The following is a 14,743-nucleotide window of genomic DNA, read 5'->3' on the forward strand; positions in this document are numbered from 1 at the left end:
CGATGATTATTTCTGAACAGTGGTTGCGACAGGATTGGGTCGATCCATCGATAGACACCGAGACGCTGTCGCACCAACTGACCATGGCTGGCCTCGAGGTCGATTCAGTGGCTCCGGTGGCGGGGTCGTTTTCCGGTGTCATCGTTGCCGAGATTGTCGCGGCGGAGCAACATCCCAATGCCGATAAGCTGCGCCTCTGCGAGGTGGATACTGGCGATGGCCGCGTGCAAATCGTGTGCGGTGCACCCAATGCCCGCGTGGGTTTAAAGGCCCCGCTGGCACAGGTTGGCGCGGTGTTGCCCGGTGATTTCAAAATCAAAAAAGCCAAACTCAGAGGTGTCGAGTCCCGGGGCATGCTCTGCGCTGAGGCGGAACTGGAGCTGTCCGAGGAGAATGCGGGGCTTATGGAACTCGCTTCCGATGCGCCGGTCGGTGCTGATTTACGGGATTACCTGAGCCTCGATGACAACGCTATCGAGATCGGCCTCACCCCCAATCGCGCGGATTGCCTTGGCCTGGCGGGAGTCGCGCGCGAGGTGGCGGTGCTCAATGGGCTCGCCGTCAAAAATCCCCTGGGCGGATCGATCGCGGCGACGATTGACGATGACTTTCCTATCCGTATCGAGGCGCCTGAACAGTGCCCGCGTTATCTGGGTCGCGTAATACGTAGCATTGATCTCAGCAGACCCTCGCCACGTTATATGGTCGAACGGCTGCGCCGGTGCGGCCTGAGGAGTATCGATCCGGTAGTTGATGTCACCAACTACGTCATGCTCGAGTTGGGTCAGCCGCTGCATGCGTTTGACCTGCAGTCGCTCAGTGGTGGAATTGTCGTTCGTGAGGCGCGCAGCGAAGAACGGATAACTCTGCTCGATGGTTCCGATGTGGCGCTCTCGCCGGGCACGCTGCTGATTGCCGACGAGGAGCGACCCCTGGCCATGGCAGGCATTATGGGTGGCGAAAACAGCGGGGTCAGCGAGTCAACCACGGATCTATTTTTGGAGAGTGCGTTTTTTGCGCCGGAGCCGATTGCCGGCCGAGCGCGCAGCTACGGCTTGCATACCGATGCCTCACACCGCTACGAACGCGGTGTCGATCCCGAATTACAGCGTGTGGCTATCGAGCGTGCCACGGAACTGTTGCTCGAAATAGTCGGTGGTGAGGCGGGGCCCGTCAGTGAAAAGACCGCCGCTGAATACCTGCCAACGGCAACGCCGGTACTCCTGCGACCGGCGAGAATCGCCCGTGTCCTGGGTTTTGAAATGGATGCCGCTGAGGTCGAGTCTATCCTGACCGGTCTGGGTTTCAGCGTGACCAGCGATACCGAGGGTTGGCACTGTGCGGCGCCAAGCTGGCGTTTCGATATCGAGCAGGAAGTCGATCTGATTGAAGAACTGGCACGGGTGTACGGCTATAACCGATTGCCTGTGAGTCGAATTCATGCCGCGTTGAACTTTGCCCCACAGCCCGAAGCGCGCAAGCCGCTGACCCGACTCAAACACGAACTGGCGGCGCGCGGTTTTACCGAGGCGATCACCTACAGCTTTGTGCCCTCCGATTTACAGTCCGCCTTTGACCCCGAGGTGACGCCGGTCGGCCTTCGCAACCCCATATCATCAGAAATGACGGTGATGCGAACCAGCCTGATTCCCGGCCTGCTTAAGGTGCTGTCCCACAATCGCAATCGTCAGGCAAGTCGACAGCGCTTTTTTGAGGCGGGACTCCGTTTTCTTCCGGGCGAATCGCTGGATCAGCAACCGATGGTAGCGTTGGCGATGACCGGTTTGCGGGATAGCGAGTCCTGGACATCGACGACTGAGCCCGTCGACTTCTATGATATGAAAGCGGCCATCGAAATGCTGTTTGGTCACCGGGAGCATTCGCCGTTGTCATTTGTCCAGATCGAGCGTCCGGGGCTCCATCCCGGTCAGACCGCAGAGGTACATGTGGACGGTCAGGCGGCGGGTGTACTGGGTGCCGTGCATCCATCGATTGCCGATCTTCTCGACTTGCCCGCGGCGACATTTGTGGCCGAACTGGACCAGCGCCTGTTGATGGCGACAAGCTTGCCCGAGGCTCAGGAAGTCTCTCGTTATCCTTCTGTGCGGCGCGATCTTGCCCTGTTGATGGAGCACACCGTGCCCGCCAGTGCGCTGATGCGCGTGGCCGCCGAATCAGCGGGCGCCTACCTTGATGATGTGGTGGTGTTCGATGTTTACTCGGGTGCGGGGGTCGGCGAGGATCAAAAAAGTCTGGCCATCGGTTTGACTTTCCGACATCCAGAGCGCACCCTTAGTGATTCCGAAATCTCCGAGGCAATGACTCAAGTTATTGATTCATTGGGAGAAAAGCTGAACGTAAAACTCAGGAGCTGACTGTTTGCATGGCTGCCTTGACCAAATCAGAGATGGCTGAAAAGTTGTTCGAAGAGTTGGGTCTCAACAAGCGAGAGGCCAAGGAACTGGTCGAGCAGTTTTTCGAGGAAATCCGAATCTGCCTCGAGAACAACGAGCAAATGAAGCTGTCGGGCTTTGGTAATTTTGATCTGCGCGACAAAAGCCAGCGGCCTGGAAGAAACCCTAAAACCGGTGAAGAAATTCCCATCTCCGCCCGTCGCGTGGTGACGTTTCGACCCGGTCAAAAATTAAAGGCGCGGGTAGAGCAGTTCGCGGCTGATGAGGCAAACCGCCGTGCTTGAACCTACCCACAACAGTGAACTTCCCCCCATACCCGGAAAGCGCTATTTCACCATTGGTGAGGTCAGCGATCTGTGTGCGGTAAAGCCCCATGTCCTGCGTTACTGGGAGCAGGAATTCCCGCAGCTCAAGCCGGTAAAACGCCGCGGTAACCGTCGCTATTATCAGCGGGAAGACGTGGAAATGATTCGGACCATCCGCGGTCTGCTCTATGAGCAGGGCTATACCATTGGCGGTGCCCGCCAGCGGATGTCCACCGAAGGTGAGGGCCCCACGCCGACCGAGGTCCAATCCGTGGTTCGCGACTGTATCGACAATCTGACGCAGGCCAGGGCGTTGCTGGTTTCCGGGGATTGAGACTACCTTTGGCGAATTTTTGTGCGTATAATCGCCGCCGTCTCGGGGCGTAGCGCAGCCTGGTAGCGCACCACACTGGGGGTGTGGTGGTCGCAGGTTCAAATCCTGCCGTCCCGACCAAATTTCCTGAATTTTTAAAAGCCTTGCTTCAGCAGGGCTTTTTATTTACCCCAAACGGGATTTATTGCAGATCCCTGCCTGCTCATTGGCTCGTCACACTCTATTTTTTGTACCTGACCTTATATGTAGGACGACCAATAGACTGGGTAGGGCAGGGGAAGACTACAACGCCATTAGTTTTTGTGCGAGACATCCAGCCAGTTCTATCCGATTGGTCGGATGAGGAATACTGTCAGTACTCCAGATTTCATTTGCGCCCGCGATCTTCAGTCTTTTCAGTGCGTCGCCGGCAAACAGCGCATGCGTCACCATGACTGTAATGCTGGCCGGCTGGTAAGGTTGGATTTCTTTGATTGCGCTTTCGATAGTTCGACCCGTGCTGATTACGTCATCTACGAAGACTACATGCCTTTCCCGGTAATCTGCGTTGGGTAAGGACACGCTGACATCTCTGTCACCAAAACGTAACTTTCGGGCTACATAAAACTCCAGGTCGTTTTGTTGGGCGATGGCCGCGACCCATTGCTCAGATTCCTCATCGGGCCCAATGAGAATAGGCTTTTCTAACTTTCCCTCCAGATAACTGGACATGGCAGTTGTAGCGCTTAGCGTTAACGCTAGCGGGATGGGAACCGCGTCTTCAATGCGATGTACCCGGTGTAGGTGGGGGTCGACGGTAATCAGTGCATCGAAAAAGGTTGCTAGCAGGTTTCCCACTATTTTCTGGCTGACGGCCTCACCAGGGTGGAAGGCTTTATCCTGGCGCATGTAGGCCAGGTAAGGCGCCACAAGTGTAATTTTCCTTGCGCCAAGTTCTCTGGCCGATGAAACCGCAAGAATGAGTTCTATTAGTTTTTCGTTCGGCTGATTCAAACTGCGACATATGAACACCGTTTCGGGAAGATGCTCCGGGAGCCGGATCCGGCTCTCGCCATCGGGGAAGTGGTGGACCTCGATTTCAGCAAAATTCAGACCTGCCGCTCTGGCCAGACCTTTAGCTTGCGCGCTGTATTCAGGAAACCCGAGCAATAGCCCTTCAAGGCTGTTAACACTCATCGGCTTGGCAAACCTCGATATGTCGCATGCAGTGGCTGAGTGGCTTCATGGGCTCTCATCGACAACGGCATTACCAGTAGTAAAGCCTGAATTCTGTTCGGCTGATTCTCGGGCAAATTCGAAATCAGCCGGAAATTCCGCATAGATTGAAAAGAGAGTCTCGCCGACCTCTACCGGATCCCCTAGTTTCTTGTGCAAATCAACTCCCGCGCCTTTATCCATTGGGGCCCCCGCAAGGCGGGCGATGTGTGCCAGTTGCAGGTTATCGATGGAAGTGACTTGCCCGCTGTCAGTGGCGGTGACGTCATGGCAAAAATGCCCGATTTGCGGGGGATTTGGGTTTCGACCCTGTGCATCGACAATGGCCTGCATCTTCGCCAGTGCCCTTCCCGATTCGAGAATGTCCCGGGCAATCACATAACCCTGCCCGCCGCGCACATCGGGATCAAATTCAATAATTCTACCGGCGAGCTGCAGGGATTTTTCTCGCAGGTCAAGGGGTGCTGCGGGATCGTTATTGAGCACCTGCATGACGTCGCGTGATTCCAGTGCGGGCCCGATGCCCCGTCCTACAGGTTGTCGGCCGTCTGTAAGCACGACCTCAATGCTCAGTCCCAAATGGTCGCCGACATACTCAAATAACCTGCGCAGCGCCAAAGCTCTGCTTCGATTACTTATTTTAGCCGTTGCCCCAATGGGAATGTCGATGATTAGGTGAGTAGCGCCGGCCGCGAGCTTTTTCGACAAAATCGAGGCAACCATCTGCCCCGGGGAGTCCATCGACAACGGACGCTCTACCGCGATCAGGATATCGTCTACAGGCGCCAGCTCTGCAGTACCGCCCCAGGCCAGGCATGCACGTTGAGCGCGCACAATTTCATGGAGTTCATGGGGGGAGAGTTCCACCCTGGCCAGTACTTCCATGGTATCTGCGGTCCCGGCTGGGGAGGTGATGGCGCGACTGGAGGTTTTAGGAATCAGCATGCCGTGTGCGGCCACGATGGGCACAATGAGCATCGTAGTCCGGTTTCCCGGAATTCCGCCAATACAGTGTTTATCAACGACCAGAGGTTCGCCCCAGTTGAGGCGCTTACCCGTCTCGATCATGGCCTTGGTCAGGTACAGTACTTCATCGCGCTCAAGCCCGGTTTGAGAACATGCGACGAGAAAAGCGGCCATCTCTATTTTCGAGTAGCGGTTACTGGCTATATCCCGGGCGATACCCTGGTAGTCCTCAAGACCCAGGTTATCGCCGGAAATCTTGCGGTGTACGGCCTTGAGTGAGGCTGGCAATCTGGCGTGTGCGATGTTCACGGCAACGCCTGCTTCTCCACCCATCTGGCGAAAAGCCTGTTCGCACAAACCCAATTCGTCGGGTTTGGTTATGCAATCATCATCGACGACATTGAGTACGGCAATTATCGACACTGCACCATCTAGACTGTGAATTTCGATCTTATTCAACGCCTGAAAACCTTCACTGCGATAGAGTTTGCAATCACGATGCAGGTAGGCAACGTTCTCCCTGTAGGTATCGATAGCGACTTTTCGAAGCGTTAGGGTGCTCATTTTCTATCCTCCCAGATCGAGCCATGGGTGCGGGGGCATTGTGTGCCTACCCGGATCGCTGGTCCGTCTGCCGTCAGATCGCTAATCTTGCGACAGATTCCAGTCTTGCGCAAAAGTCGCAAATACGTAACCGGGAAATATTCGGGAAAAGCGCCTATGGTTAGGTAAAAAGAAACCTTTGCTGCGACTCGCATAGTGATTCCAGAGTTGCAGTCGCCCGAATCAATGGGGTACCTCCATGAAGTGCAGGCTCCGGTGTGGTGATTCGTTGTGATCCGATGCTCCCCTGCGACAGGCATTGTCCCCCCGACTTGGCGGCGAAAAGGCATTTTTTGAAGTGCATCAGTGTCCCGATGAACACCATGTGCACGCGGCCACCTGATTGAGGTTGTCATCGCTCGCTGACCGGCTTTCCGGTCGAGGCTTTGAATTATTCTGTGTATCGGCGGCCTGGCCTGAACAATTCCCATTGGTTTTAGAGGTCACGCTATCAGGTGTCCTGAGAAGCCCAATCCGATCACGAACCGGTTTTTGAGCAGCTGATTTAATTTATCGATTTGTCGTTGGTAACGCGCGGCCAAGGGGCGCGAATATTCCGTTCGGAACGGGCCCATTGACGCATTGAATGTATGTGTGCGACTAATGATATGAAGAGACTAAGATTCAAACTCGCTGAATTTTTCGGCGAACAGAAGAATCCATGAGGGGAGGTAGCATGAAAATTTCATTCCATGGAGCCGTGCAAGGTGTAACTGGCTCTTGCTATCTCGTCGAATGCGCCGGTAAACGCGTCCTGATTGACTGCGGAATGTACCAGGGCGGGCGTGAGCTTAGGGAGGAGAATTCCGAGCCGTTTGATTTTAAAGCACCGTCCATCGATTATTTATTGCTAACTCATGCGCATCTTGATCACTGTGGTCGCATACCGCTTCTGGCAAAGCGCGGCTTCAAAGGTGAGATAATCGCAACGGCGGCGTCGCTGGAGCTGGCGCGACTGGTGATGTTGGATTCGGCCGGTCTACAGGAGGAAGAGGCGCGTTACCAGACGCGGAAGGCGCAACGGCGTCGCGGTGGCCGCAAGGGAGACATTGAGCCGCTTTATACAACACTGGATGCTCTCAATTGTTTTGAGTTAATGGGACGACACGCTAGTTATGATCAAGCCCTGCAGTTAGCTCCTGGAATAAAAGCCACCTTTATCGACGCCGGGCATATTCTTGGTTCAGCGAGTATCCTCCTGTCGCTCGAAGAACATGGACGGCACCAAAGTCTGCTGTTTTCCGGTGACCTCGGTTATAGCGGGCGCGCAATACTGCGAGACCCAACTCCCCCTCCTGAAGTGGATGCCGTAGTGATGGAAACAACTTACGGTGATCGCCTGCATAAGCAATTGCAGCCGTCGATTGATGAGCTTTATGAGGTCATTAACGAAACCCTCGCGCGCGGAGGTAATGTGATTATTCCTACCTTCGCACTGGAGCGCGCTCAGGAGATTATCTATTACCTGCGTGAAGGAGTAGAGAATGGACAAATAAAATACTACACCAATGTATTTCTAGATTCGCCCATGGCAATTTCCGCCACGGAAATATTTGAGCGACATCCCGAGTGCTTCGACAATGAGACGCTAAAACTATCCGCCGATGGTTCGGATTGTTTTGCGATGCCAGGCCTGCACTTTACCCGCGAGACAGCCGAGTCGATGGCCATCAATCAGATTAATGGAGGCGCCGTGATCATGGCTGGCTCCGGCATGTGTACCGGCGGCCGTGTACGCCACCATCTGAAACATAACCTTTGGGGAAAACAAAACAGTGTGGTTTTTGTGGGCTATGCGGCGAATGGAACACTGGCCCGCCGAATTATCGATGGCGCCAAGAAAGTGCGTATTTATGGTGAAGAAATCAACGTGAATGCGAGCGTACACACGATTGGCGGGTTTTCAGCCCACGCCGATCAGGCCGAACTACTGGCCTGGCATAAACAGACGGGGAACCCCAAGACAACTTTTCTTGTCCATGGTGAAGATAGCAGTATGCAGGCCTTCGCGAAACAACTGAACAACACTCAGGTAGAAATACCGGTTTTGTATCAGGAGTACGAGCTCGGCGTTGATTGAGTTTTATCCCCTCGGCAACGAACCGTCTCGCTAGACCAGGCTAGAGGGAAACTCCGACTGCCGTGATGACGAACAGATTTGCAGCGTTTGCCTCGATCCGCGTGGACCTGGTGAATACCCGTTTACGGAATTGGAGGAGTGGCAGCCCATTGGATAGTCGAGCGTACTGCGGCATTTTCAGCGTGCGTTTTTGGGCGTCTTATCAAGCCGTATGCGGTCGATCTCACCGGTACAAATGAGGCGCTTAGCCCCCAACGCCTGTCAGGCGAGGTGTGTTGGGTTCTCACTTCAGATTAGCCTGGCGCTCCAGGCGAGCATCATTTGTGAGGCAAAATAAAGGGGCAACCCCCAGGCACGGTAGCGCAATCCAGCTTGCTTAAACTGCTGTCCCGCCACCGACAAGTCTGAAGCCGCAAAACCCCATGCGCCGACGAGTATCCACCCGCTGAGGCCGGTTTTCCAAGTGCCGCCTGCAGCGACCAGCACAAGGCAGATTACAACGATATAGGTGAATACCGGTGTGACCCGTTTTGCCGGTAGATCCCGATACAACCAGCGAACGGTAGCTATTCCCAATATCCCGGCGGGTGCCACACTCATCAACAGGCCGTAGGTATTAACCGGAAGTTGCAGGAAAGCAGCGGCGTAAAATAAATGTGCCAATAAGAACGCGGACAGGCCGAAGGTAAAAGCCTTCTCGTTTTTCGGAATCAGCATCAGATCCCCGATAACGCTCAGGCAAAGCCCGCCGAGAATCAGTGCGCCATAGGTTGAGTCTTGTGCGCCTCCTGACATTGCCAGCAGTACAAAACAGACCGACGCCAGAGGCTTGAAAAGCCATTCCATCGGTGGGTGATTCCGATCGCACCAGAGCAATGCGATCACGCTAATCACTGCGACCAAAATAATGCCGATATCAATGTGTTGGAGGGTCGCCATAAATGGTCCTAAAGACCGGTTAATCGGTGGAACATATCAGTTGGGGGAAATCCGGACATTCAGGAACGAAGAAATACTCCTCAGAAAGCTGAGCTAACTCCGAAAATGCCCCTGGGGTATCCCGCGTAAAAACTACTCAAGCCCATAAGGTACGCCATCCCTGTTTAACCGTTATGCGGTCCGGGAAATCAAGGCTTCGAATCGATTCTTCGCTACATTCTTTTGTACGTTATCAATATCGAATACTCGGCCATTCACGGCGATGTATACGCCGGGGCTTGCACGCTGTAGGGCGCCAATCGCGCAGCCAATATTGAAGACCGCATCAGAATTTCGAAATGCAGCGGGCTGCAGGGCACCAGTGAGAACAATGATTTTATTGTCAATGTTCTGCAGAGCTTTGCCAGTGGTCACCATGCCGTCGGTGCCATGGGTGATCAAGACATGAGCCTCGTCACAGCGGTTCACACAGGCCCGAATCTTTTCGCGGTCCGAATCGTCCATATCGAGGCTGTCTTTGCGCATCGCTGACTCGACGGTGTAGGGAAAGTGAACCCCCAGAGCATCCAGCATTTCGCCGATTACGGGAGCGCCTACTTGGTAATCGCTCTTGGCGTCAAAGTAGGTCTTATCGATCGTTCCACCTGTGGTGATGATGTGTAGTTCCATTACGGCCTTGTATGGGGAGTGTTCTGCAACTGATTCGATAGCAACGATACCGCATCGGTCGCAAGTTCTGGGTGCGTAGCATCGTCCGATCCTGGCAGGCCGCTGTCAGATCGATGCTCGGAACATCATCGATTCAGCGGTGACTGATAACCCGGTGGCTTCAGCGCCAGAATCGGCGTGCCCACCCCGGACATGATCGACTCCGCGGTGGCGCCAATCAATATTCCCGGCTTGGCGCTGGTGCCCACATTACCGAGAACGAGCATGTTGGCATGAAATTCGCTGATCACATCGCCAACGACCTGAAAGGCCGGGCCTTCGATGAGGTGGGACTTGATACGACTGGGAGAATACGCATGCTGTTTGATACGAGTCACCATCGCTTCAAACCAGCGCTTTGCCATCGCGTATTGCTGTTTGCGGTAGCTATCGATTTCATCCAGCCCCAGCTCCAGACTACTGTCGGATAGCAAATCATGGCCAAAGGGTTGCCAGGCGTGGACGATATGGAGGTCCGCATCCTGTGCCGCACACAGTGTGAGCGCGGACTCCGCCAGGGACACCGCGAAATTATCGGCTAACTGGCTGTCAATGCTGTGGTCATTATCTAGCGCGAGCACCACGTTGTTTTGTAAAGACGGGGTCTGTGGGTGCAGTGCCCATACGGTGCAAGGACATTTTCGCATCAGGTGCATGCCGGTGGCGTTCAGGCCGACGCCACTGATTTTCTGTACGGGTGCGCTGATGTGAACCACAAGATCAAAGCCCTGCTCCAGCACCTGCTCTGTAATCGTGACAAAGGGGATGCCCGTCAACACCGAGTGATCGATCGTGAGTCGCTCAGAAAAATACTGCTGCACACGCCTAAGCCGCTCAAATGACAACGCCCAGCGGCGTTTGAACAGGCGATCGGCAACACCCTCGTCATCCACCAATCTGGGCGGTGGCTCGATGACATCGCAAACCGTAACCGCGGCACCGTGCGCCTCGGCCAACTGAGCGACCTGATCAATGCAGTAAGTATCGTAGACCTCTGCAAAGACAAGGATATCCTGGAATTGTTTCAAGTTTTCAGCCCTTATTTTGCTGTTTCATATCGTGTTCGGAATGTGACTCCCATTCCAGGTTGCCACGGTAGCGTGCAACAATATCGCCATCTTCGTAAAGCGCAAAAAGATTCAGCCAACCATTGTCCACGAGATTTTTAATGTTCTCGTGGCGTTCGATAATGGTATTGATCGCCACAATGGGGGCTGCGATAAATACCGATAGGCGCATCGGTTCATGGATATAGCGCTGACCATCATGCACCGATTGTTTGGAGAGTCCCACCCGCAGGTCACCGCCGTTACCCTCGAGTACGCCAATGCTGTGGCCAACGACGTTGTGCAGTGTTTTGTCACCACTACCAAAAACACGGTTATCGACGGTCGAGCCGTAATATTGCAAATTGATCCAGCTGGCGACCACCATCGGCGCGGTCATAATCAGTTCCAGCACGCTGAAATCGGGGTCGTCGCGGTAATCATAGGAATGAAGGAATGCCCGGCCTTCGAGGTTCTTACTACGAGTCATTGCCCGGGGCGCCGCAATAAAACCCGCGCAGCCAGCCAGCCCCCATTCGGGGCGTACATCGCTCCAGTCGGCGCTTTTTCGGGCCATTTGTTTGCGCGAGCTGGACTTCTTGGGGGCAACTCCCAGAAGCACTGAACGCTCTTGTCGTGAGGCTTCGGAGGCCTTGTCGAGCGTCTCCTGCAGATCGACAATCTCCTGAGTATGGGTCTCAGGGGCGGCTTTGGTATCAAACAGCGTGACTTCGTCGGTTGTCGTGTTGTGAACGGCAGCGATGAATAACGTGTCGTCCGGAATGCAGATTCCTCTAAGATTCAAAGCCGATCGTACCGATGGGCTGTTTAGAATCATGGCCCCAATTCGGGCATTGGTCTCGCCCGACTGTCCACCGCAGGCGCCACAATCAAGTCCGGAACCATGGGCGTTATTGGTCGTCGCTGATCCGTGACCCGTCAGGAGGACGATACGCGCATGATTCTTGGTCAGCGACATCCCTCGAAGCATGGACTCGGCAAATTCGATCTGGCGCTCCAGCGCCAGGCCAGATTCGTTGTCAGCGATTGAAAGTAACTGCGGTGCGAGCTCCCTGGCGGTTCGCGCCGACAAGCCGCGATGCCGGGGAAGGGGTTCCGGGCGTCCAATGCCCAGCGTATGGGCCAGCAGCTTGACGCCGTAGGCCAAACCATAGCTCTCGACAAAAACAAAACATGATACGGCGGAATTCTTGAAGGCGCGCCAGCCGTGGGTTAACTGTCGCTTTAGCCGGACGCGGTTCGCCAACCGGGTGGTCAGCTCACTGGACGTGTCATTCATCGACTCGTGTAGCGTCACATCGGGTTTAAGTAATACCGGGCAGTGAGCGACGCCCGATTCGGCGCCAATGGGCACATACTCGATAGGTAGACCAAAAAAGCCGGCAAAACCCGTCGTCTCGATATGTGGGTTGATACCCTCAATAGCCCGGCGCAGGACTTCCGATCGAACATCGATGCAAAAAACCGCCTGGACTTTAGGTCGATTCGTCTCGATCTGCTCGGCAGGCTGCTGTATTTTTTCAACCGTAGCATCCTGCCAGGCATATTCGTAGGCACCGAGCAGGATCTCATCGATGATGGGCTGGTCGTCGCTTGTGGCGGCCGAACTAAGCTGGCGCACACCATTGGCCAGGTGTCGACGCCACCGCAGCTGACCCCCGGCATCATCGTACTCGTTAGCCAGCATGAGCTCCCAGCTCAGGCGAATCGCCAGCATTTCCAACACCAGAGCCGGGGACCCACCCGCGAGCTCGTCATGCCAACCGCGATAACGAGCATAGGCGACCCAACCGCCGATCGTCATCAGTAACCGGTGCAGGTAGAGATCGAGCAGGCTTTCGTGTACGCCGAGTCGGCTGATCGCGTATTCACAGGCCGCCATCGGTGACGGGGGCAGCGAGTCAATAAAGTCATCGTGCTCACTGATATTCATGAGCAGCGGTGTGCAGTCGATTTTGGTTTCGGCGCGCCAGGCGTCAAACGGCGACAGGTTGCTGAATGGTGATGGCCAGGCGGCCTGACCTGCATCAAAGTAGCCGCTGGCCCAGTGTGATACCTGCTGGGTAATCAGCGCCTGCCAGTCTTTCCCACTTTGCTCCTCCGCCACATCGGCATAGGTACGCATGGCGCTACCGGTTTTATCCGTGGCGTCTGACTGCGCACTGGTGTGGAGTGCGTCAAGCACGTTCTTAAGCGTTACCGATGCATTCAATCGACCGATCGCTGCATGGATGTCATCGTTGTTGAACTTTCCCGCACGGTAGGCTTCCAGGAAAAAGCGTCGTTCCATCACCATTTTTCCGCCCGATGTCAGCGCGACGCGCTGGATGGCGCGACCAAAGGATTCATCGCTGAACCCCTGATAGGGATTTACAGCGACAAATTGATCGAGTGGCCACAATGGCGCTACTCGCTGTAACGCGCCATTGATCAGCTCCTGGATTCGGCTGGGGGAGGGCGCGCGAGGGCCCGGAAAAACGGTGACGTTGGACTTGTTTTTTGTGGACATATCAGGCTCCTGGTTCAGGCTCGGTAGCGGCTATCGGAATCCCCGGCCTGGGGTAGTACCAAGTGATTAATGATTTGATTGACGTAAAAGCCGTTGGCGAGATGAACCCAGAAGGCCCGCCACCGATCGCTGGCCTGGGCGCTGGGCAGGAACCATTGCAGCGCAATCACCGCGCCGAAGGTGACAAGCATCAGCAGCATCAACAGGAACTGCAGTGGCAGGAGCTGACCCTCGCTGGGTACAGCGCCTTCAAAGATCTGTGCAGCACCGATCTGCAGCATAAAATAGAGCCCCGATACCACGCTGGCAGTCAGGCCTGCTTTCGCAAACAGCACGAGGGAGCGGGTCTGACGGTTCGACTGGATGAGCAAGTGCATTGTGGCGAAAACCAGGATGGCGCCGAGGCCTACGATGGTTGGCTTGGTGTCTAAAGTCAGTCCGCTGAGGTGACTCCCCCCTATAAACAGACCACCCGCGATGATCAGACTAATCGCCACAGCGACGGGCCTCACTTCGGCAGCCCGGGTCTGGAAACCATTGCCCCGTGCGGCATCAACGATGCTACCCGATGCGAGAAAGGCATGGGCCTTGTACAGTGAATGCGCGACGATATGCAGCATCGCCGAAGAGAAGGCGCCCAAACCGCATTGCAGCAACATGAATCCCATTTGCGCGATGGTCGAGTAGGCGAGCGCGGATTTAATGCTTCTCTGGGTCATCATCACCAGCGAGCCGAACAGCGCCGTTACACCACCCACGAGCAGTAGTACATAGAGAGCGAGCTCGCTGGACACTACAACACCTGAAAATCGCAGGATGAGAAAGCCACCCGCGTTTACGATGCCAGCATGCAGCAGAGCAGATACGGGCGTCGGGGCCTCCATCACTTCAGTGATCCAGCCATGGGTCGGAAACTGGGCAGATTTTAAAAGGGCTGCAGTCACCAGCAGCAGGGCGGGTGCCACCAGTGATAACCCGTTATTTTCGCTCGCGATCGTTGCAATCTCGGCGATATCGATGGTGCCTGTTCGCTGATAGAGCTGTAAGCAGGCCATACCCAGTGCGGCATCTCCGAGACGTGCCAGCCAGAACTTCTTTTTTGCCGCGAGCCGGGCCAGGGGCCGCTCGGGATAGAACAGCAGTAAGCGATGCAGCGAGAGGCTCATACCTACCCATGCTATGAGAAGCAGTATCAGGTTGCCTGCCAACACCAGTAGCGATACCGCCGCCAGGGTTTGACAGAGGTAGCGGATGAATTCAGCTTGCCGCGGGTCACCCGCAAGATAGTTGTGGCTAAAACGCACCACCACGAGGCCCACAAAGCTGATCAAAACCGTCATGGTAGTACTGATCGCATCGAGCCGTAGCGAGAGAAACTGGCCCGCTTCGCCAGGTAAGGTCGGTGTGGTGGCCTCTGTTGCGATCAATATTCCCACTGCTAAGAGGGAGAGGAGTAGCGCCGAGAAGGCGCAGCACAGGCTTCGTTGCCGCATCGCGGGCTGGCGGTAGTCAGGTCCCTGACGCGTCACGATTCCACCAATGAGCCACATCATGGGTATCAATGCTGGCGGCAGGATGGCGAGTAATGGCATCGGGGCTGTCT

Annotated in this window: 11 protein-coding genes and 1 tRNA gene; 5 read left to right on the top strand and 7 right to left on the bottom strand. The window is 55.3% G+C overall.

Features of this window, described 5'->3' with window-relative positions:
• The first annotated feature begins 2 nt into the window (after window positions 1–2).
• The 4 genes from pheT to NOR51B_RS09460 all read left to right on the top strand — a co-directional run bounded on the left by pheT (window position 3) and on the right by NOR51B_RS09460 (window position 3,173).
• Entirely contained in the window at window positions 3–2,375 is a 2,373-nt protein-coding gene (gene pheT / locus NOR51B_RS09445; protein WP_009020115.1) for a phenylalanine--tRNA ligase subunit beta, read from the top strand.
• 8 nt (window positions 2,376–2,383) lie between these two features.
• Window positions 2,384–2,698 carry an integration host factor subunit alpha gene (ihfA, locus tag NOR51B_RS09450; protein WP_009019871.1) on the top strand — a complete coding sequence of 105 codons (315 nt, stop codon included), beginning with the start codon at window positions 2,384–2,386 and terminating at the stop codon, window positions 2,696–2,698.
• Window positions 2,691–3,053: a MerR family transcriptional regulator gene (locus NOR51B_RS09455; RefSeq protein WP_040482509.1), complete on the top strand. Its 363-nt coding sequence runs from the start codon at window positions 2,691–2,693 to the stop codon at window positions 3,051–3,053. The genes ihfA and NOR51B_RS09455 overlap by 8 nt, the downstream gene beginning before the upstream one ends.
• Before the next feature lie 43 nt (window positions 3,054–3,096).
• Window positions 3,097–3,173, top strand: a tRNA-Pro gene (locus NOR51B_RS09460).
• Between the two features lie 162 nt (window positions 3,174–3,335).
• On the opposite strand, the gene NOR51B_RS09465 is transcribed toward NOR51B_RS09460, so the two are convergent.
• The gene (locus NOR51B_RS09465; protein ID WP_230198440.1) at window positions 3,336–4,202 is read right to left on the bottom strand and encodes a ribose-phosphate diphosphokinase; all 867 of its coding nucleotides are present in this window, start codon (window positions 4,200–4,202) and stop codon (window positions 3,336–3,338) included.
• A 72-nt stretch (window positions 4,203–4,274) separates the two neighbouring features.
• Window positions 4,275–5,798, bottom strand: coding sequence for a thymidine phosphorylase family protein (locus NOR51B_RS09470; protein ID WP_009021565.1), 1,524 nt, complete (start codon window positions 5,796–5,798; stop codon window positions 4,275–4,277).
• 715 nt (window positions 5,799–6,513) lie between these two features.
• Between NOR51B_RS09470 and NOR51B_RS09475 the strand changes: the two genes are divergently transcribed.
• Complete coding sequence (locus NOR51B_RS09475) at window positions 6,514–7,917, top strand: MBL fold metallo-hydrolase RNA specificity domain-containing protein (protein ID WP_040481990.1); 1,404 nt, start codon at window positions 6,514–6,516, stop codon at window positions 7,915–7,917.
• A gap of 288 nt (window positions 7,918–8,205) precedes the next feature.
• Here NOR51B_RS09475 and NOR51B_RS09480 read toward each other — a convergent pair whose 3' ends face one another.
• From NOR51B_RS09480 to NOR51B_RS09500, 5 genes are all read right to left on the bottom strand, one after another.
• Window positions 8,206–8,856: a lysoplasmalogenase gene (locus NOR51B_RS09480; protein ID WP_009019294.1), complete on the bottom strand. Its 651-nt coding sequence runs from the start codon at window positions 8,854–8,856 to the stop codon at window positions 8,206–8,208.
• 171 nt (window positions 8,857–9,027) lie between these two features.
• Entirely contained in the window at window positions 9,028–9,525 is a 498-nt protein-coding gene (locus NOR51B_RS09485; RefSeq protein ID WP_009020868.1) for an asparaginase domain-containing protein, read from the bottom strand.
• Between the two features lie 125 nt (window positions 9,526–9,650).
• A complete protein-coding gene (locus NOR51B_RS09490; RefSeq protein WP_009019572.1) occupies window positions 9,651–10,592 on the bottom strand; it encodes a universal stress protein in 942 nt (313 codons plus the stop codon).
• Between the two features lie 4 nt (window positions 10,593–10,596).
• The gene (locus NOR51B_RS09495; protein WP_009021331.1) at window positions 10,597–13,140 is read right to left on the bottom strand and encodes a YbcC family protein; all 2,544 of its coding nucleotides are present in this window, start codon (window positions 13,138–13,140) and stop codon (window positions 10,597–10,599) included.
• A 14-nt stretch (window positions 13,141–13,154) separates the two neighbouring features.
• Window positions 13,155–14,732, bottom strand: coding sequence for an NADH-quinone oxidoreductase subunit L (locus NOR51B_RS09500; RefSeq protein ID WP_009020009.1), 1,578 nt, complete (start codon window positions 14,730–14,732; stop codon window positions 13,155–13,157).
• Window positions 14,733–14,743: the final 11 nt, after the last annotated feature.

Source organism: Luminiphilus syltensis NOR5-1B (genome assembly GCF_000158175.1).
GTDB classification, from domain to species: domain Bacteria; phylum Pseudomonadota; class Gammaproteobacteria; order Pseudomonadales; family Halieaceae; genus Luminiphilus; species Luminiphilus syltensis.